This is a genomic window from Verrucosispora sp. ts21, assembly GCF_002879555.1.
GTDB classification, from domain to species: domain Bacteria; phylum Actinomycetota; class Actinomycetes; order Mycobacteriales; family Micromonosporaceae; genus Micromonospora; species Micromonospora gifhornensis.
Genome location: NZ_PNOZ01000013.1, coordinates 47,876 through 66,876, shown reverse-complemented (window position 1 = coordinate 66,876; position 19,001 = coordinate 47,876). Strand labels below are relative to the sequence as shown.

General features: G+C 71.9%; 15 protein-coding genes. 6 read left to right on the top strand and 9 right to left on the bottom strand.

Features of this window, described 5'->3' with window-relative positions:
- Window positions 1-184: 184 nt before the first annotated feature.
- Window positions 185-1,366 (bottom strand): macrolide family glycosyltransferase, encoded by a 1,182-nt coding sequence (locus C1A38_RS07945; protein WP_233196698.1) that lies wholly within the window; start codon window positions 1,364-1,366, stop codon window positions 185-187.
- Here C1A38_RS07945 and C1A38_RS07940 point away from each other — a divergent pair.
- Complete coding sequence (locus C1A38_RS07940; RefSeq protein ID WP_353505511.1) at window positions 1,365-3,833, top strand: glycoside hydrolase family 95 protein; 2,469 nt, start codon at window positions 1,365-1,367, stop codon at window positions 3,831-3,833. The two genes, C1A38_RS07945 and C1A38_RS07940, sit on opposite strands and share 2 nt — an antisense overlap.
- Window positions 3,834-3,838: 5 nt before the next feature.
- Here C1A38_RS07940 and C1A38_RS07935 read toward each other — a convergent pair whose 3' ends face one another.
- The 4 genes from C1A38_RS07935 to C1A38_RS07920 form a co-directional block, all read right to left on the bottom strand.
- Window positions 3,839-4,801, bottom strand: a complete 963-nt coding sequence (locus C1A38_RS07935; protein WP_102657176.1) for an aldo/keto reductase — start codon at window positions 4,799-4,801, stop codon at window positions 3,839-3,841.
- Complete coding sequence (locus C1A38_RS07930; RefSeq protein ID WP_102657175.1) at window positions 4,798-5,583, bottom strand: SDR family NAD(P)-dependent oxidoreductase; 786 nt, start codon at window positions 5,581-5,583, stop codon at window positions 4,798-4,800. The genes C1A38_RS07935 and C1A38_RS07930 overlap by 4 nt, the downstream gene beginning before the upstream one ends.
- Window positions 5,580-6,431 (bottom strand): fumarylacetoacetate hydrolase family protein, encoded by an 852-nt coding sequence (locus tag C1A38_RS07925; RefSeq protein ID WP_102657174.1) that lies wholly within the window; start codon window positions 6,429-6,431, stop codon window positions 5,580-5,582. Before C1A38_RS07925 ends, C1A38_RS07930 begins: the two co-directional genes overlap by 4 nt.
- A gap of 207 nt (window positions 6,432-6,638) precedes the next feature.
- A complete protein-coding gene (locus C1A38_RS07920) occupies window positions 6,639-7,898 on the bottom strand; it encodes an MFS transporter (RefSeq protein ID WP_233196704.1) in 1,260 nt (419 codons plus the stop codon).
- Window positions 7,899-8,292: 394 nt separating this feature from the next.
- Here C1A38_RS07920 and C1A38_RS07915 point away from each other — a divergent pair, with 394 nt between their 5' ends.
- Complete coding sequence (locus C1A38_RS07915) at window positions 8,293-9,576, top strand: extracellular catalytic domain type 1 short-chain-length polyhydroxyalkanoate depolymerase (RefSeq protein WP_102657173.1); 1,284 nt, start codon at window positions 8,293-8,295, stop codon at window positions 9,574-9,576.
- Window positions 9,577-9,724: 148 nt separating this feature from the next.
- On the opposite strand, the gene hemQ is transcribed toward C1A38_RS07915, so the two are convergent.
- Genes hemQ through hemE form a run of 3 tightly spaced genes read right to left on the bottom strand, consistent with a single transcriptional unit; the run spans window position 9,725 to window position 12,935 of the window.
- Complete coding sequence (hemQ, locus tag C1A38_RS07910) at window positions 9,725-10,426, bottom strand: hydrogen peroxide-dependent heme synthase (RefSeq protein ID WP_013732330.1); 702 nt, start codon at window positions 10,424-10,426, stop codon at window positions 9,725-9,727.
- The gene (hemG, locus tag C1A38_RS07905; protein WP_102657172.1) at window positions 10,423-11,832 is read right to left on the bottom strand and encodes a protoporphyrinogen oxidase; all 1,410 of its coding nucleotides are present in this window, start codon (window positions 11,830-11,832) and stop codon (window positions 10,423-10,425) included. The genes hemQ and hemG overlap by 4 nt, the downstream gene beginning before the upstream one ends.
- Before the next feature lie 5 nt (window positions 11,833-11,837).
- Window positions 11,838-12,935 carry a uroporphyrinogen decarboxylase gene (gene hemE, locus C1A38_RS07900; RefSeq protein WP_102657171.1) on the bottom strand — a complete coding sequence of 366 codons (1,098 nt, stop codon included), beginning with the start codon at window positions 12,933-12,935 and terminating at the stop codon, window positions 11,838-11,840.
- Between the two features lie 224 nt (window positions 12,936-13,159).
- On the opposite strand from hemE, the gene C1A38_RS07895 reads away from it, so the two are divergent.
- The 4 genes from C1A38_RS07895 (at window position 13,160) to C1A38_RS07880 (ending at window position 18,586) form a co-directional block, all read left to right on the top strand.
- The gene (locus tag C1A38_RS07895; protein ID WP_102657170.1) at window positions 13,160-13,732 is read left to right on the top strand and encodes a DUF3000 domain-containing protein; all 573 of its coding nucleotides are present in this window, start codon (window positions 13,160-13,162) and stop codon (window positions 13,730-13,732) included.
- 84 nt (window positions 13,733-13,816) lie between these two features.
- Window positions 13,817-15,133, top strand: a complete 1,317-nt coding sequence (locus tag C1A38_RS07890; protein WP_102657169.1) for a ribonuclease D — start codon at window positions 13,817-13,819, stop codon at window positions 15,131-15,133.
- 193 nt (window positions 15,134-15,326) lie between these two features.
- Window positions 15,327-16,520: a thiolase family protein gene (locus C1A38_RS07885; protein ID WP_102657168.1), complete on the top strand. Its 1,194-nt coding sequence runs from the start codon at window positions 15,327-15,329 to the stop codon at window positions 16,518-16,520.
- Complete coding sequence (locus C1A38_RS07880) at window positions 16,517-18,586, top strand: 3-hydroxyacyl-CoA dehydrogenase NAD-binding domain-containing protein (RefSeq protein WP_102657167.1); 2,070 nt, start codon at window positions 16,517-16,519, stop codon at window positions 18,584-18,586. The genes C1A38_RS07885 and C1A38_RS07880 overlap by 4 nt, the downstream gene beginning before the upstream one ends.
- A 159-nt stretch (window positions 18,587-18,745) precedes the next feature.
- On the opposite strand, the gene C1A38_RS07875 is transcribed toward C1A38_RS07880, so the two are convergent.
- Window positions 18,746-18,970, bottom strand: coding sequence for a hypothetical protein (locus tag C1A38_RS07875; protein WP_102657166.1), 225 nt, complete (start codon window positions 18,968-18,970; stop codon window positions 18,746-18,748).
- Between the last annotated feature and the right edge of the window lie 31 nt (window positions 18,971-19,001).

Genomic DNA, 19,001 nt, shown 5'->3' with positions numbered 1-19,001 from the left:
ACCGTACTCCGGCACCTCACGGCCTTGATCATCGGCATCCCGCCGGGACGGGGACCGCCGCCAGTCGGTATCCCGCCGGGACGGGGACCGCCGCCAGCAGGCCGGGACCGCATCATCGGCAGCACGCCGGCCCGCTGCCGAGGGGTTCTCGACAGCGGGCCGACATGGTGCAGGGCGGGTCGGGTCAGCGTTCGGTGAGGTAGTCCTCGACCGCGTCCGCCGCCTTGGCGGTGCCGCCGTTGGCCCGTACCTCGGACTGGGCCTCGGTCAGGCGGCCGCGCAGCGCCGTGTCTGCGGCGACCGCGTCGACGGCCGCGCGCAGCGTCTCGGCGGTGACCTCCTCGGCGGACAGCAGCCGACCGAGACCGGCATCGGCCAACTGTTGCGCGTTGGCGAACTGGTCGACCGCCTGCGGGATCGCGACCGTGGGCACCCCGAACCAGAGCGCCTCGGTGCAGCCGCCCATGCCGGCGTGGGTGACGAAGGCCGAGGCGTGGGCCAGCACCACCAGCTGCGGCACCCGGCGATGCGCCTCGACGTTGCCGGGCAGCGGTCCCAGGTCCGCCGGGTCGACCTTGTCACCGATGGCGATGACCACGTGCCACGGCGAGTCGGCGAACCCTTCCAGGCAGGCCCGGTACACCGGCAGCTGGTCGTTGTAGGCCGTACCGAAGGAGACCAGCAGGACCGGCCGCCCGTCGGTGGGCGGCGTCCATCCCGGCTCGGTGAGCCGGGCCGGGTCCAGGCACGGGCCGACGAACCGGACCGTCTCCGGCACCCGGTCGGCGTGGGGTTGCATCACCCGTGGGATCAGCGACAGCACCCGCTGGGGAAAGGTGAGGAAGGTGCGCGAATCCTGGTGGATGCCGTGGTCGGCCAGCCAGGCGTCGAAGGTGGCGTAGTAGTCCCGCCCGGACGCCGAGGAGGTCAGGGCGGTGAAGAACTCGGCCATGTCCTGCTGGTAGCCGGTCCAGGCGACCATCGTCGGTGACAGTTGCACCGCCGGCACGCCGTATCGCTCACCCAGCAGCGGGCCTGGCAGGCCGCCGATGTCGTAGAGCACGAGGTCGGGCCGGTCCGCGTCGTAGCGTGCGGTCAACTGCGGCAGCACCGCGATGCCCTCGTCGAGGAAGACCCGCATGGCCGTGGCCGGGTCCTCCGGCCACGGCGTGTCGCCCTGCGGCAGGATCGTCGGGTGGGCGATGGGCTCGGCGCCGGTCGGCGCGACCAGGCCGGTGAGCGGTTCGCCGACCACGTAGGTCACCCGGTGTCCCCGGTCGACCAGTTCGCGGATCAGCGCCAACGAGGGGTAGATGTGGCTCGGCGCGGTGCAGCCGACCATGGCGATATGAGCTGGTTTACGCATTCGAGATAGGTCCCGTCGAGTCGGAGAGACGTGTCATCCGAGGGAAGAGGCGACGCGGACCGGGCCCGGGCCACTCACCGGGGGTGAGGGCGTCACCGGGCCGACGAGGCACCGGTCAACGACCGGTGCGACGCGCGCCGCCTCAGGCGGAACGCAGGCGCATGAAAGCGATGATCATGCGTACGACCCTAGTGCGGCAGCTCAGAGCCGTCAAACCGGAAACACCGGTACGTCTTGTCGGCCGCGAACATCAGCCGGTACTGTCCCGGCAATAGCCACCGATCAACCCGCCGCCACCCCGACCGGCCGGCATCTGCTCTGGTTTCGGCGGCCCGCCGTGGACTGGCAGTCCCAGGCCCTGCCGATCGGCAACGGCCGCCTCGGTGCCATGCTCTTCGGTCAGCCCGACCACGAACGCATCCAGTTCAACGAGCAGAGCCTGTGGGCCGGGGTCGACGACTACGACAACGCCGTGGCCGGGCAGCCCGACGACGTATTCGACCCGAGCATGACCGGGTTCGGCTGCTACCTGGCCTTCGGTGACCTGCACCTGTGCTTCCACGCCCACCAGCAGCCGGACGTCGACTACCGCCGGACGCTGGACCTGGAGACCGGCATCCACACCACCCGCTTCGGTACGCCCGGTCGAGTCCTCCGGCGGGAGGCGTTCGCCAGTCGTACCGCCGATCTGCTCGTCCTGCACTACGTAGCCGAGCGGGCCGACGCGCTCGACTGCGACATCACCCTGACCAGCGCGCAGGACGCGACCGCGACCGCGGACGCCGCGACCATCGCCTTTCGCGGCATGCTGGGAAACGGGCTGCGGTACGCCGCGGCCGTCCGGGTGGCGGCCACCGACGGGCAGGTCACCACCGACGGCCACCGCCTGCGGGTACGGTCGGCGACCCGGCTGACGCTGCTGCTGGACGCGCGTACCGACTACCGGCTCGACGCCGCCGCGCGGTGGCGGGGCGCGGACCCGGAGCCGGCGGTGCGCGCGGCGCTCGACGCGGCGGCCGGACAGCCCCACGCCTCGCTGCGGGCGGCACATCGTGCGCAGAGCAGGACGGTGGCCGACCGGGTACGGGTGAGCTGGGGTGCCAGCGCCGACCAGGTCGTGGCGTTGCCGACCGACGAGCGGCTGGCCCGTTACCGCGCGGGCGGCGTCGACCCCGAACTGGAACAGACCATGTTCGTGCTCGGCCGGTACCTGCTGCACAGTTCCTCGCGGCCCGGTGGCCTGCCCGCCAACCTGCAGGGGCTGTGGAACGACAGCAACCAGCCACCCTGGGCGGCGGACTACCACACCAACATCAACGTCCAGATGGCCTACTGGTGCGCCGAGACCACCGACCTGGGCGACAGCCACCGGGCACTCGTCGAGTTCGTCCGGCAGGTGGCGGTGCCGAGCCGGGTCGCCACCCGTAACGCCTTCGGCGCGCGCACCCGGGGTTGGACGGCCCGCACCAGCCAGAGCATCTTCGGCGGCAACTCGTGGCAGTGGAACACCGTCGCCAGCGCCTGGTACGCCCAGCACCTCTACGAACACTGGGCCTTCGGTCAGGACGTCGGCTATCTGCGGAACACCGCCTACCCGATGATCAAGGAGGTCTGCGAGTTCTGGACCGACCGGCTGGTCGACGACGGCACCGGCACGCTCGTCGCGCCGCAGGGCTGGTCACCGGAACACGGCCCACGTGAGGACGGCGTGCCGTACGACCACCAGATCATCCGGGACCTGTTCCAGAACTACCTCGACTGTGCCGCCGCCCTCGACGTCGACCACGACTACCAGGCCACCGTCGCCGACCTGCGATCGCGGCTCGCACCGGACCGGATCGGCAGGTGGGGTCAGCTCCAGGAGTGGCGGGAGGATCGCGACGACCCGGACGACCGGCACCGCCACACCTCGCACCTGTTCGCCGTCTATCCGGGCCGCCAGATCACCCCGACGGGGTCACCGGCGTTCGCGGCCGCCGCGCTTGTGTCGTTGACGGCCCGCTGCGGTCGGCACGACGGCGGCCCGGTCAGCGACACCACTGTCACCGGCGACAGCCGCCGGTCGTGGACCTGGCCCTGGCGGGCGGCGATCTTCGCCCGGCTGGGCCAGGCACCGCAGGCATGGACGATGCTCCGCGGGCTGCTGCGGCACAACACCCTGGACAACCTGCTGTGCACCCACCCGCCGATGCAACTGGACGGCAACTTCGGCATCACCGCGGCGATCGCCGAGATGCTGCTGCAGAGCCACGACGGCACCATCCACCTGCTGCCCGCGCTGCCACCACACTGGCCCGACGGCAGCTTCGCCGGGTTGCGGGCCCGAGGCGGCTACCGCGTCGACTGTGTCTGGCGGGCCGGCCGGGTCACCGACTTCACGATCACCGCTGACCGCACACCCCGCCGCGACCCGGTGGCCGTCCGGGTCGACGGGCAGGACGTGCTTGTCGAGCCGGCACCCGGCTGACCGTCTCAGGACGTCAGCAGGCCCTCGGCCGCCAGGTCGTCCCAGAGCGCGTCGGGCACCGGCTTGGCGAGCAGGTCGGCGTTACGCACCACCTGCTCAACACTCTTGACCCCGACGACCACGGTCGCCACCGCCGGATGCCGGGCCACGAAGGCCATCGCCGCCTGCGGCAGGGTCACCCCGTGCCGCCGACACGTGGCGGCGATGCGGACCGCCCGGTCGTACACCGGCTGCGGCACCGGACGGTAGTCGTACATCCTGCCTGGCTCCTCGGTGGCCAGCACGCCGCTGTTGAAGACCCCGGCGGCGAGCACCGACACCCCGCGTTCCTGGCAGGCGGGCAGCAGGCGCTCCTGCGCCGACTGGTCGAGCAGCGTGTACCGGCCGGCGAGCATCACGGTGTCGACGTCGGTCTCCACCACGAACCGGTGCAACATCTGCCACTGGTTCATACCGACGCCGATGGCACCCACCACGCCCTGCGCCCGCAGGTCGTGCAACGCCGGGTACGCCTGCTCGACCGCCTGCTGCCAGTGGTCGTCGGGGTCGTGCAGCAGCACCACGTCGATGCGGTCGAGACCCAGCCGGTCGAGGCTGGACTCCAGCGACCTGCGGACCCCGTCGGCGCTGAAATCCCACTCGCGGACGTGGTCGGCCGGCACGTCGAAGCCGCCTTCCTCGTCACGCAGGTGCGCGGTCTGCGGCGAGGGCACCAGCAGCCGTCCGACCTTCGTGGACACGGTGTACTCGGCGCGAGGCCGGTCGGCCAGGGCGGCGCCCAGCCGGCGTTCGGACAGGCCGAGGCCGTAGTGCGGGGCGGTGTCGAAGTAGCGGATACCCGCCTCCCACGCCGCGTCGAGGGCGGCGTGCGCCCCCTGCTCGTCGACGGTCCGGTACAGGTTGCCGATGCCGGCCGCGCCGAAGCCGAGCGGACTGACGGTTACCTGCGAGTGGCCGAGCCGTCTCATTGCTGCCTCGATTCTGCGGTGGGGGTGGTGGTCGGTGGGCGCAGCCGCAGCCCGTGCATCCCGCCGTCGACGGCGAGCACGGTCCCGGTGGTGGCGGCGGCCAGTGGGCTGGCCAGGTAGGCGACCGCCGCCGCGACCTCGGCCGGGGTGACCAGCCGTCCGATGGGCTGGCGGGCACGCAGGGCCGCGTACTCGGCGGTGGGGTCGTCGGCGGCGTCGACCAGGCGGCGTACCCACGGGGTGTCGACGGTGCCGGGGTTGACGCAGTTGACCCGGATGCCCTCACCGACGTGGTCGGCGGCCATGGCGAGGGTCAACGCCTGCACCGCACCCTTCGTGGCGCTGTAGAGGGCCCGGCCGGGCAGGCCGGCGGTCGCCGCGATCGAGCAGGTGTTGACGACGGCGGCGGACGCGGAGACCCGCAGGTACGGCAGGGCCGCCCGGGTGACCCGGACGATGCCGACGACGTTTACGTCGTACACCCGGTGCCACTCGTCGTCCGACTGGGCCTCGATGGTGCCCTGCGCACCGGCACCGGCGTTGTTGACCAGGATGTCCAGCCCGCCGAGCCGGTCCACGGCGGCACGCACCGCCGCGTTCACCGAGTCGGCGTCACCCACGTCGCACGCGATGGCGTGCAGCGGCGCGGGCACGTGCGACGGGTCGAGGTCGAGGCAGGCCACCGCGGCCCCCCGCGCGGCGAGCAGCTCGGCCACCGCCAGGCCGATGCCCGATCCCCCGCCGGTCACCACGGCCGACAGCCCGGCGAACTCCCTGCTCACGCGGTACCGACCGGCTGGCGTTGCCGACCGAGCCCGTCGATCTCCAACTCGATCACGTCACCGCCGCGCAGGTACGGCTTCGGCTCGGGCATCCCGAGCGCCACCCCGGCCGGGGTGCCGGTGTTGATGACGTCGCCCGGCTCCAACACCATGAACTGGCTGACGTAGTGGACGATCTCGGCCACCCCAAAGATCATGTTCTTGGTGTTGCCGTCCTGGCGCAGGATGCCGTTGACACTGCACCGCAGGCCCAACTGCTGCGGGTCGGGCACCTCGTCGGCGGTGACCAGCCACGGGCCGAGCGGGTTGAACGTCTCGCAGGACTTCCCCTTGTCCCACTGACCGCCGCGTTCCAGCTGGAACTCGCGCTCCGAGACGTCGTTGGAGATCGTGTACCCGGCGACGCAGTCCCACGCCTCGGCCGGGCTCGCCAGATAGCGGGCGGTACGGCCGACGACGACGGCTAGCTCGACCTCCCAGTCGGTCTTCCGGCTGCCCCGAGGTATGAGCACCTGATCGTTCGGCCCGACCACGGTGTTCGACGCCTTCATGAACAGGACCGGCTCGGCGGGCGGCTTCGCGCCGGTCTCGGCGGCGTGGTCGGAGTAGTTCAACCCGACGCAGACGATCTTGCCTGGTCGGGCGATCGGGGCACCGATGCGGGCCGTGGGATCGGCCTCGGGAAGCGTGCCGCCGTGCACCGCCGCCCGGACCTCGGCCATGCCGTCCCCGCCGAGGAACGCCCCGTCGATCTCGAACACCAGGCCGGACAGGTCGACCAGTCGGCCGGCCCGGTCCAGTGCGGCGGGCCGCTCCTGCCCGACCGCCCCCACTCGCAGTAGCTTCACCGTGCCCCCTCCGGCCAGACATCGGATCTATCGCCCTGGTTCTATCCGGATCATCGAGCACCGGCAAGACCCCGACCGGAACTCATCCGAAAAGAATCCACGATCCCGTACGCCGAGAAGGGTCGGTCGCAGCGGCCTCGCAGCCATGAGCGGAGCCGGCCGCCGCAACCGATACCTCCGATGTCTGCCCGGTTGACGCTCCGGCGATCAGGCGGCAGCGCGTTCGGCGGCGTCGATGGCGGCATCGGTGACCCAGAACATGCCGACCAGCAGGATCAGGGCCAGCACGCCCATGATGACGAAGACCGCTTGGAGGCCGAACACCTCGGCGAGCCCGCCACCGACCAACGCCCCCAGCGGCATGCTCCCCCAGGCCAGCAGCCGGTATCCGCTGTTGACCCGTCCGAGCAGGCGGTCCGGGGTGATCTGCTGGCGCAGCGAGACCGTGATGACGCTCCAGGAGGTGAGCAGGATCCCGCCGACGAAGAAGATTCCGCCGAGGACGAACGGGTTGGTGCTCACCGCCGGAGCGCCCACGACGACCGCGATCGCGATCATCGCGACGCCGAGCGCGCGGGCCCGGCCGAGCAGCCGCTCGATCCTCGCGGCGACGAGTGACCCGAGCACGATGCCCGCCGCCAAGGCGGTCAGCAGAAGGCCGTAGCCCGGCTCGCTGAGCCCGATGGCCGAGTTCGGCCCGACCGCGTACAGCACCAGCACCGCGAACGTGGCCGTGGTGGTGAGGTTGCTGACCCCGACCATCAGCGCCAGGGTCCGCAGCAGTCGGTGTCGCCAGAGGAACCGTACGCCTTCGGCGATGTCGGCGCGCAGTGTGCTCGTGCCCTGCCGCGCCACCCGGAACCGGCCGCCGACCAGCAGCAGGGCCACTACTGCGGCCGCCCAGAGCCCGGCCGGCCCGAGCATCGCGTACGCGACTCCGCCGGCGACGAGGAATCCGGCCAACGGCGGGCCGACGAACTGGTTGGCGGCCAGTTCGACGGCGTACAGCCGTCCGTTGGCGCGGGGCAGCATCGCGCGCGGGACCAGTTGCGGCAGGATCGACTGGGCCGAGGTGTCGTACAGGGTCTCGGCGGTGCCCGCGCCGAAGGCCACCACGTAGAGCAACCAGATCGAGCCGGCGTCGAGGGCCACGGCCAGGGCCAGCGCGCCGAGCAGGGCCGCCCGGAGGCTGTTGGCGACCAGCATCACCCGCCGCCGGTCGAGCCGGTCGACGAGCGCGCCGGCCGGCAGGGCGAACAGCAGCCACGGCAGGCTGAACGCGGCGGCCACCCCGGCGACGAGCACCGGCGAGGTCGTGTAGCCGACGGCGGCCAGCGGCAGGGCGATCTTGACGATCCCGTCGGCGAGGTTGGACACCGCCGACGCCGACCACAACCGCCAGTACCGGCCACCCAGACCGCCCGTGCCCGTCGACTCCGCAGCGGTCGGCTCGAGACCGGCCGACACCGCGCCCGTCGACTCTGAGCCGGCCGGTTGCGCGGTCGCTACTGGCTCATCCACCCCCGTCACCGCCAGATCATCGCAGACCTCGCGCCCCTGCTCGACCCCACCCGAGGCCGCCGACCCACGGCGGTCGACCGGCCGGAAAACCGACCGTGGAGAACCGCGATCATGGATGACCGGAATTATCGATATTCACAAGCATCTTGCTCCGACCCATGGTGCACGCCCATACTTTGGCTACACGCGAAGCAGCGGATTGGCACGAATTGCACCGTTGGCACGGCGAGGTGGACGGACACCAGCTCCGTAGGGCAGCACCTCGCGCATCGCGACGCCGGTCCTCGTCCTCGGTCCACGCTTACCTGCCGTGGCCCGGTCCGGCGCGCTGTCGTAGTCCATGGAGGTGGACGTGAAACGAACCGTAGCGGCGCTGGGATCCCTGGCTGCCGCGTCCCTTCTCGCCGTGACGGGCGTGCTCTTCGCCCCGTCACCGGCCTCCGCCGCGTCCCTGGTCGAGGTGACCAACTTCGGCACCAACCCGGGCAACATGCGGATGCACATCTACGTGCCGGACGTCCGGCCCGCCAATCCCGCAGTCGTGGTCGCCATGCACGGCTGCGGCGGCAACGGCCCCGGGTTCTACTCCGGCAGTGAGTTCGGCCGCCTCGCCGACCAGTACGGCTTCGTGGTCATCTACCCCACCGCCACCCAGCAGGCCGGCTTCGGCAACTGCTTCGACGTGTGGTCCGCCGCCTCGAAGGTGCGCAACGGTGGCAGCGACCCCGTGTCGATCATGTCGATGGTCAGCTACGCCCAGCGCCAGTACGGCGGCGACCCGCAGCGGGTGTACGCCACCGGCAGCTCGTCGGGCGGCATGATGACCCAGGCCCTGATGGCGCTCTACCCGGACGTCTACAAGGCCGGTGCGGCGTTCATGGGCGTGCCGTTCAACTGCTTCGCCAACGCCGCGGACTTCCCGCCCACCAACAGCCAGTGCGTCAACGGCCGGATGGACCGGACCCCGCAGCAGTGGGGTGACGCGGTCCGGCAGGCGTACCCCGGCTACACCGGTGCTCGCCCGCGGGTGCAGCTGTGGCACGGCACCAACGACAACCTGATTCCCTTCCAGCTCCTGCAGGAGTCGGTGGAGCAGTGGACCAACGTGGCCGGGCTGAGCCAGAACCCGACCCGCACGGACACCCCGCAGGCGAGCTGGAACCGGCGTCAGTTCGCCGACTCCACCGGCACGGTGCGGGTGGAGGCGTACGCCATCCAGGGCGCCGGGCACAGCCTGCCGTCGACCGGCATGGCTCGGGCCGCCATCGACTTCTTCGGCCTGACCAGCAGCACCCCGCCGCCCACCACCCCGCCGCCGGCGACGGGTGCCTGCTCGGCGACGTACCAGGTGACCAACAGCTGGTCCGGTGGCTTCCAGGGTGAGGTGACTGTGACCGCGGGCAGCGCGGCCATCCGCAGCTGGCGGGTGACCTGGACGTACGCCAACGGTCAGCAGGTCAGCCAGGCGTGGAACGCCACGCTCAGCTCCAGCGGCTCGACGGTGACCGCCACCAACGTCAGCTACAACGGCAGCCTCGGCTCCGGAGCCAGCACCACGTTCGGCTTCCTGGCCTCCGGCTCCAGTGCCAGCGCACCCACGCTGACCTGTACGGCCACCACCTGATCCCGAGCGGGGTCGCGCCCATCTCCCTCGGGTGCGGCCCCGCCCGGCCGACCGACGGGCCGACGCTGACGCGTCGGCCCGTCGGCGCCGGTGAGTGTTAACAGGGGGCCCTTGCTATGCACGAGGCGTTAACAAGGTGCCCTTCCTTTCACGCCAGGGCGGTGACGATGTCGGCGATCGAGCGGCGGCGGCCGGTGTAGAACGGCACCTCCTCGCGGACGTGCAGCCGGGCCCGCGAGGCGCGCAGGTCCCGCATCAGGTCCACGATCCGGTGCAGCTCGTCGGCCTCGAAGGCGAGCATCCACTCGTAGTCGCCGAGCGCGAACGAGGCCACCGTGTTGGCGCGTACGTCCGGGTAGCCCCGGGCCATCTGGCCGTGCTCGGCGAGCAGTTCCCGCCGCTCGGCGTCGGGCAGCAGGTACCAGTCGTACGAGCGGACGAACGGGTAGACGCACAGGTAGGCGCGGGCCTCCTCACCGGCGAGGAAGGCCGGGATGTGGCTCTTGTTGAACTCCGCCGGCCGGTGCAGCGCCATCTGCGACCAGACCGGGGTCATCGCCCGCCCCAGCGTGGTACGCCGGAACCGCAGGTAGGCGTCCTGGAGGGCGTCGCTGGACGAGGAGTGCCACCAGATCATCAGGTCGGCGTCGGCGCGCAGCCCGGCCACGTCGTACGTGCCCCGGACCACCACGTCCTTGCCGGCCAACTCCTCGATCAGCGACTCGACCTCGCCGGTGACGTTGTCGCGCAGCGACGGCAGCGGGGCGCTGACCCGGAACACCGACCACATGGTGTAGCGGATTGTGGAGTTGAGTTCCTTCAGCCGGGCCGCGTTGCTCTGCTCGGTCATCTCGCCGATCCTCCCAATGCAGTGATGATCTCCTCGGCCGCCGTCTCGCCGGAGCGGACGCAGACCGGGATGCCCACGCCGTCGTAGCCGGCACCGGCCAACGTCAGCGTCGGATGCGCCGTCCGCAGGATGGTCCGCGCGGCGGCGATCCGATCGAGGTGGCCGGGGGTGTACTGCGGCAACGCCCCACCCCAGCGCTGCACGTGCCCGCCGATCGGGGCGGGCAGCGGGGTGCCGAGCACCGCCGACAACTCCCGGTGCACGGTGGCGGCCAGGTCCTCGTCGGAGCGTTGGAGCTGGGCCTCGTCGCCGTAGCGGCCCACCGAGGCGCGCACCAGCGCCACCCCGTCGTCGCGACGCAGGTGCCCCCATTTGGTGGTGAAGAACGTGGACGCCTTGATCAGCAGCCCTTCGGTGCTGGGCACCAGGAAGCCGGACAGCTGCGGCAGCGTCGGCTCGGGCAGGGCCAGGGTGACAAGCGCGACGCTTGCGTAGTCCAGCCCGCCGATCTCGGCCGCCACCGCGTCGGCCACGTCGGTGAGCAGCCGGGCCGCCGGCCGGGCCGGCACCGCCAGCACCACCGCGTCGACGTCGACGTGCTCCGGGTCGCGGGTCGGCCCGACGGTCAGCCGCCAGCCGGTGCCGGTCGGGGTGAGTTCACGGACCGCGGCGTTGGTGCGGATGGTCGCCCCGCTGGCCGTGGCGGCGGCCTCGACCAGGGTGCTCAGCCCGCCGTCGAGGGTGCCGAAGATCGGTTGGCCGGTGTAGCGGGGTGCGGCGGCCTGCGCGGCCCGGACCGCGTCGAGCAGCGTGTGCCGGGTGCGGGCGGCGCGGGCCAGGGCGGGCATGGTGGTGGCCAGGGACAGGTCGTCGGCCCGGCCCGCGTACACGCCGCCGAGCATCGGGTCGACCAGCCGGTCGACCACCTCGTCGCCGAACCGGGCGCGGACCAGCGCGCCGACGGAGACGTCGTCGCTGTCACCGAGCATCGGCGCGCCGTCGTCGTGGTCGGCCTGCGGGGTCGGCCGGGCCACCGTCGCCACCTTCTCCAGATCCCCGGGTACGCCCATCAGCGTGCCGCCGGGGATCGGGCGCAACTGGCCGTCGACGGCGAGCGCCGCCTGCCCGACGGTGGGGTGCACGATCCGTTCGGCCAGTCCGAGGCGGCGGAGCAGGGTCACCACCGCCGAGTCGCCGCCGGCCGGATCCCGCATCAGGAACGACTCGGCACCGAACTCCACCGGCCCGCCGAGCAGCTCACCGGTACGCAGCTTGCCGCCGAGCGCGCCGGACTGCTCGTACACGATGATCTCGGTGTCTTCGGGGGCGCGGTCGCGCAACCGGACCGCGGCGGCCAGGCCGGCGATGCCGCCGCCGACGACCGCCACCCGCCACCGCGACGCCATGGCGGTCAGGCCCCCTCGGCGGGGCGGGCGGACAGTTCGTGCACCAGGGCGACCACTCGGGTGAGCACCTCCGGATCGGTCTCCGGCAGCACCCCGTGTCCGAGGTTGAACACGTGCCCGGGGGCGGCGCGGCCCTCGTCGAGGATGCGGCGCACCTCGGCCTCGATGACCGGCCACGGGGCGAACAGCAGGCACGGGTCGAGGTTGCCCTGCACCGCCTTGTCGGGCCCGATCCGCCGGGTCGCGACGTCCAGCGGGGTACGCCAGTCCACGCCGACCACGTCGGCCCCGGCCTCACCCATCGCGCCGAGCAGCTCGGCGGTGCCCACCCCGAAGTGGATCCGGGGGATCCCCGCGTCGGCCAGGCCGGACAGCACGGTCGTCGAGTGCGGCAGCACGAACCGGCGGTAGTCGGCCTCGGAGAGCGCGCCCGCCCAGGAGTCGAAGAGCTGCACCGCGCTGACACCGGCGGCGATCTGCACCCGCAGGAACGCCAGGGTCACCTCGGCGAGCCGGCCGGCCAGGGCGTGCCACAGCTCGGGGTCGCCGTACATCAGGGCCTTGGTCTTGACGTGGTTGCGCGACGGCCCGCCCTCGACCAGGTAGCTGGCCAGGGTGAACGGCGCACCGGCGAAGCCGATCAGCGGGGCGTCGCCCAACTCCTTGACCAGCATCCGGACCGCCTCGTCGACGTACGGGACGTCGTCGCGACCGATCGGGCGGATCCGCTGCACGTCGGCGGCGGTACGCACCGGCTCGGCCACCACCGGCCCGGTGCCCGGCACGATGTCCAGGTCGACCCCGGCGGCGGCGACCGGCACCACGATGTCGCTGAACAGGATCGCCGCGTCCACCTTGTGCCGGCGTACCGGCTGGAGGGTGATCTCGGTGACCAGGTCGGGGCGGCGGCAGGACTCCAGCATCGCCACGTTGGCCCGGATCTCGCGGTACTCCGGCAGCGACCGGCCGGCCTGGCGCATGAACCAGACCGGGGTGTGCGGGACGGGCTGACGACGACACGCCCGCACGAAGGGCGAGTCGGCGGGCCCGCCGGGGCGGGAAGCGTCGTCTCGGGCAGCGGCGCCCGTGGTGTCGGTGGTCATCGCGGCCATCGTGCCACGCGCTGCACCCGTCTCCCTCCCCCACCGCCCACTTTGTGACGTGACACGGAAGGAAGGGCACCTTGTTAACGCCTGCGGTAGAGCAGGGGTCCCCTGTTAACAGCCGACGCGGACCGGATCGGCGCGAGCCGACAAGTGATCAACGGCGAGTCGATCCTCGGCGTGCCGTCACAGCGAGGCGGCGGGTGGCGGCTTAGGCTGCGGACATGGCCCCCCCGATCGCGCTTCCGGACACCTTCGCCCGCGCGGTCGCCGGGCTCCGGTCGGCGACACCCCGGCCGGAGATCGACCTGGAGGAGATCGGCGCCCCGCAACGACTCGCACCGTACGCCTTCGCGCTCTCCGCCTCAGTGCTGCGCGACGGCGACGAGGTGACCACCGGGCGGCTGATCCTGTTGCACGACCCGGTCGGACACGAGGCCTGGCAGGGCACCCTGCGGCTGGTCACCTACGTCACCGCCGAGTTGGAGAGCGATCTGGCCGCCGACCCGCTGCTGCCGGGGGTCGCCTGGACCTGGCTCACCGATGCCCTCGACGCCCAGGATGCGGGTTACCGGGCGATCGGCGGGACGGTCACCCAGACGATGTCGAACCGGTTCGGGGATCTGGCCGGTCCGCCCGCGACCGCCGACATCGAGATCCGCGCCTCGTGGACACCGACTGACGGGGACCTCGCCTCGCACCTGTACGCCTGGTGCACCCTGCTCGCCTCCACCGCCGGCCTGCCGCCGCCCGGCGTCACCGCCCTGCCCGACCGCCGAGCCGCCGCCACCGGCTGAGCCGCGGGCGGCGGACCGGCCGGGTCGACACGCGGCGGGGGCGGGTGCGCGCGGTGTGTTCCGCTTCCGCACTAGGGTTGTCAGGTGACCGACGAACCACCCCTGCGCCGTCGGACCGCCGCAAGCCGTACGGGAAACGACATCGAGACCCCGCCCTCGGCGCGGCCGGAGCCGTCGGACGCGGGGACCGAATCCACCGGCGGCGAGTCCGTGCCGCTGACCGCCCCTCGCGAGGGCACCCCTGAGCCGGTGACCGTCCCGGAGCAACTTGCCGAGGTGGTGGCCCGATTCGCGGCCGGCAGCGGCCCGGTGGCCCTGGACGCCGAGCGCGCCTCGGGCTACCGCTACAGCCAACGGGCGTACCTCGTGCAGTTGCGGCGTAGCGGCGCCGGTACCGCGCTGATCGACCCGTTGCCGCTGCCCGACCTGAGTGCGCTCGACGCCGTGATCGCGGACACCGAGTGGGTGTTGCACGCGGCCAACCAGGATCTGCCCTGCCTCGCCGAGTTGGGGCTGCGTCCGCGGCGGTTGTTCGACACCGAGCTGGCCGCCCGGCTCGCCGGTTTCGAACGGGTGGGCCTGGCCGCGCTCACCGAGCAGCTGCTCGGCTACAGCCTGGAGAAGCACCACTCGGCGGCGGACTGGTCCAGCCGGCCGCTGCCGGAGTCCTGGCTGACGTACGCGGCGTTGGACGTGGAGCTGCTGACCGACCTGCGGGACGCCCTCGACGCGGAGCTGACCCGGCAGGGCAAGTCGCAGTGGGCGGAGGAGGAGTTCGCCGCGCTGGTCCAGGCCGGCACCCGCCCGCCCCGGGTACGCGCCGAGCCGTGGCGCCGTACCTCCGGCATCCACCGGGTCCGCGGCGCACGGGCGCAGGCACGGGTGCGATCCCTGTGGTACGCCCGCGACCAGATCGCCGCCCGCCGGGACTCGGCGCCGGGCCGGGTGCTGCCCGACTCGGCCATCGTGGCAGCGGCGGAACTGGACCCGAAGGACGAGAAGACGTTGCTCACCCTGCCCGGTTTCGGCGGCCGGTCGGTACGCCGGCTGGCCCGGACCTGGCTGGCAGCGCTGGACGACGCGCGGCAGTTGCCGGACGAGGATCTGCCGGTGGCACCGACGGTGGAGGGCCCGCCCCCGCCGCACCGCTGGGCCGAACGGGATCCGGCTGCCGCCGCCCGGCTGGCCCGCTCCCGCGAGGTGGTGCTGCGGCTGGCCGGCGAGCACAACCTGCCGCCGGAGAACCTGATCTCCCCCGACACGGTCCGCCGGCTCGCCTGGCAACCCCCCGAGGAGATCACCGAAGCCACCGTCGCCGACGCCCTACGCGCCCTCCACGCCCGCGAATGGCAGATCACCCTCCTCCTCCCCGCCCTCACCGAAGCCCTCCTCCCCACCTGACCCCCGGCTCTCTCTGTTGATCAAGAGGTTTGCGTCAGCGACACGCCGTACGGCAGACGCAAACCTCTTGATCAACGGGGGTGAAGGGACGGGGTGAGGCTGGGTGTGGGCTGGGCCACAGGGTGGGGTGGGGCGAGGATTGTTACTGACGGGTAGCATTCGGGGAAATGCCAGTGCCGGCTAGGAGGCTCCAGTGCCCCGTGAAGTTCGGGATGTCGTCTTCGTCGACGGCGTCCGTACCCCGTTCGGCAAGGCGGGTGGCATGTACGCCAACACCCGCGCCGACGACCTGGTGATCCGATGCATTCGCGAACTGCTACGCCGTAACCCGCAGCTGCCGCCGGAGCGGGTCGAGGAGGTGGCCATCGCCGCCACCACCCAGATCGGTGACCAGGGACTGACCATCGGCCGTACCGCCGCCCTGCTGGCGGGTCTGCCCAAGAGCGTCCCCGGCTTCGCCATCGACCGGATGTGCGCCGGGGCGATGACCGCCGTGACAAGCGTCGCCAGCGCCATCGCCGTGGGCGCGTACGACGTGGCGATCGCCGGTGGTGTCGAGCACATGGGCCGCCACCCGATGGGCGAGGGCGTCGACCCCAACCCGCGCATCGTCGCCGAGAAGCTCGTCGACCCGTCCGCGCTGGTCATGGGCGCCACCGCGGAGAACCTGCACGACCGGCTGCCGCACATCACCAAGGAGCGCACCGACGCCTTCGCGCTCGCCTCGCAGCAGAAGACCGCCAAGGCGTACGCCAACGGCAAGCTCCAGGACGACCTGGTGTCGGTGGCCATCCGCGACGAGGAGGGCGGCTGGGGTCTGGCCACGGCCGACGAGGCCCCCCGCGACACCTCGCTGGAGAAGCTGGGCAGCCTCAAGACCCCGTTCCGCCCGCACGGCAAGGTGACCGCGGGCAACGCCGCCGGTCTGAACGACGGCGCCACCGCCAGCCTGCTGGTCGCCGAGGACGTCGCCCGCGAGCTGGGCCTGCCGGTCGCCATGCGCCTGGTGTCGTACGGCTTCGTCGGCGTCGAGCCCGAGGTGATGGGCGTCGGCCCAATCCCGTCGACGGAGAAGGCCCTGCGCATCGCCGGGCTGACCATCGACGACATCGGCCTGTTCGAGCTGAACGAGGCGTTCGCCGTACAGGTGCTCGCCTTCCTGGACCACTTCGGCATCGCCGACGACGACCCGCGGGTCAACAAGTGGGGCGGCGCGATCGCCATCGGTCACCCCCTGGCTTCCTCGGGCGTACGGCTGATGACCCAGCTCGCCCGGCAGTTCGCCGAGCACCCCGAGGTCCGCTACGGCCTCACCGCGATGTGCATCGGCATCGGCATGGGCGGCACCGTGATCTGGGAGAACCCGCACTGGGAGGGCAACAAGTGAGCGCGCTGACCGCACCGAACGAGGTGGTCACCCGGGCCCTGCTGCGCCAGGTGAACGTGCCGGGGCTGGACCGCCCGGCCGCCCTGATCACCCTCGACAACGGCTTCGACCACACCAAGCCGAACACCTTCGGCCCCGGCGGACTGTCCAGCCTGGACGAGGCGATCACCGCCGCCCTGGCCGCCGAGCCGGCGTTCATCGCGGTCACCGGCAAGCCGTACATCTTCTGCGTCGGCGCGGACATCACCAGCCTGCCGCTGCTGGCCGACCGGGAGCAGGCGCTGGCCATCGGGCAGCTGGGCCACCGGGTCTTCGCCCGGCTCAAGGACAGCCAGATCCCGACCTTCGCCTTCGTCAACGGCGCGGCGATGGGCGGCGGCCTGGAACTGGCCCTGCACTGCCACTACCGGACCCTGTCGGCCGGTGCCGCCGCCCTGGCGCTGCCGGAGGTCTCCCTGGGTCTGATCCCGGGCTGGGGCGGTACCCAGCTGCTGCCGAACCTGATCGGCATCCCGGCAGCCACCCAGGTGATCATCCAGAACCCGCTCATGCAGAACAAGATGCTCAAGCCCAAGCAGGCCGCTGAGCTGGGCATCGCCGACGTGCTGCTGGAGCCGGCCGACTTCGTGGAGCGGTCCCTGGAGTGGGCCGCCGGAGTCGTCCGGGGCGAGGTCACCGTGACCCGGCCCGAGGTCGACAAGGACATGTGGGCCGGGGTGCTCTACTTCGCCCGGCAGACCCTCGACCAGCGACTGCACGGCGCTGTCCCGTCCGCGTACAAGGCGTTGGACCTGCTGGAGACGGCGAAGGACGCCGACTTCGCCGCCGGCACCGCCGCCGAGGACGAGGCCCTCGCCGACCTGATCTTCTCCGAGGAGCTGCGCAGCGGCCTGTACGCCTTCGACCTGGTGCAGCGGCGGGCCAAGCGCCCGGCCGGGGCACCGGACAAGGGCCTGGCCCGCCCGGTGACCAAGGTGGGCATCGTCGGCGCCGGCCTGATGGCCAGCCAGCTGGCGTTGCTGTTCGCCCGCCGCCTGCAGGTGCCGGTCGTGATGACCGACCTGGACCAGGCCCGGGTCGACAAGGGGGTGGGCTACGTGCACACCCAGATCGAGAAGCAGGTCAGCAAGGGCCGGATGGACAAGGGCACGGCCGCCAAGCTGTACGGCCTGGTCAGTGGCTCGGTGGACAAGGCGGCGTTCGCCGACGCGGACTTCGTCATCGAGGCGGTCTTCGAGGACCTGAACGTCAAGAAGCAGGTCTGGGCCGAGCTGGAGAAGATCGTCAAGCCGGAGGCGGTGCTGGCGACGAACACCTCGTCGCTGTCCATCACGGCGATGGCGGCGGAGCTGGAGCACCCGGAGCGGGTGGTGGGCTTCCACTTCTTCAACCCGGTAGCCGTACTGCCGCTGCTGGAGATCGTCCGCGGTGAGCGCACCGACGACGCCACGCTGGCCACCGCCTTCGCGGTCGGCAAGCAGCTGAAGAAGTCCTCGGTGCTGGTCGCGGACGCCCCGGCGTTCGTGGTGAACCGGCTGCTCACCCGCTTCCTCGGGGCGATCTTCGCCGCCGTGGACGCGGGCACCCCGCTGGAGGTGGCGAACCGCGCGGTGGACCCGTTGGGTCTGCCGATGCGTCCGCTGGCCCTGCTCCAGCTGGTCGGCCCGGCCGTGGCGTACCACGTGGGCGGCACCCTGCACGCCGCCTTCCCGGAGCGCTTCGGCATCAGCGAGAACCTCAAGCGGATCGCCGACTCCGGCCAGCCGATCGTCGTCGACGACGAGATCAACGCCGAGGTGGCGAAGCTGCTGGTGGTCGGCGACCAGCCGCTCACCGAGGAGCAGGTGCGGCAGAACGCGTTGGACGCGCTGGCGCAGGAGATCCGGCTGATGCTCGACGAGGGTGTCGTGGCGCAGGCGCAGGACATCGACCTGTGCATGATCCTCGGCGCCGGTTGGCCGTTCCACCTGGGCGGCGTCACGCCGTACCTGGACCGGACCGGCACCAGCGAGCGGGTGACCGGCCAGCGGTTCCTGCCGCGCGAGGTGGCCAGCCTGGCCGGCTGACCCCCACCCCGAGCACACCGGATCGCGGTGGTCGCCCCCCTGGGGCGGCCGCCGCGATCTCATTTGGTGGCTGCCCGCGGCTGGTGTCTGGGGGTCAGCTGCCGCCTGGTTCGTGCGGGTGCCGGGTGGGGCGGCGATCCGTGGTCCGCTCGGTGACGGTCAGGAGGCTCGTCGTCTCCGCATCACCAGCAGGACACCCTGATGGATCAGCACGCCGACGGCGGTGTTGAGCACGGCCAGCCCGGCGGCGGCGAGCAGACCCGGCCCGACGTCCTCCACACCGCTCGCGACAAGCAGAACCGGCCATCCCACCGCAGCGAGGATGAGCGCCGAACGCCACCAGCGCCCGAACAGCAGGCCGAACACGATCAGCGTCGGGATCATCCGGACCTCCCATGGTCAACTGCCCCACCCG

Bases quoted from the DNA above. Each gene is read 5' to 3' on its own strand.
- C1A38_RS07945 (WP_233196698.1), bottom strand. From the start codon at position 1,366: ATGCGTAAACCAGCTCATATCGCCATGGTCGGCTGCACCGCGCCGAGC.
- C1A38_RS07935 (WP_102657176.1), bottom strand. From the start codon at position 4,801: ATGAGACGGCTCGGCCACTCGCAGGTAACCGTCAGTCCGCTCGGCTTC.
- hemQ (WP_013732330.1), bottom strand. From the start codon at position 10,426: ATGACCGAGCAGAGCAACGCGGCCCGGCTGAAGGAACTCAACTCCACA.
- C1A38_RS07875 (WP_102657166.1), bottom strand. From the start codon at position 18,970: ATGATCCCGACGCTGATCGTGTTCGGCCTGCTGTTCGGGCGCTGGTGG.
- hemG (WP_102657172.1), bottom strand. From the start codon at position 11,832: ATGGCGTCGCGGTGGCGGGTGGCGGTCGTCGGCGGCGGCATCGCCGGC.
- C1A38_RS07895 (WP_102657170.1), top strand. From the start codon at position 13,160: ATGGCCCCCCCGATCGCGCTTCCGGACACCTTCGCCCGCGCGGTCGCC.
- C1A38_RS07915 (WP_102657173.1), top strand. From the start codon at position 8,293: ATGGAGGTGGACGTGAAACGAACCGTAGCGGCGCTGGGATCCCTGGCT.
- hemE (WP_102657171.1), bottom strand. From the start codon at position 12,935: ATGACCACCGACACCACGGGCGCCGCTGCCCGAGACGACGCTTCCCGC.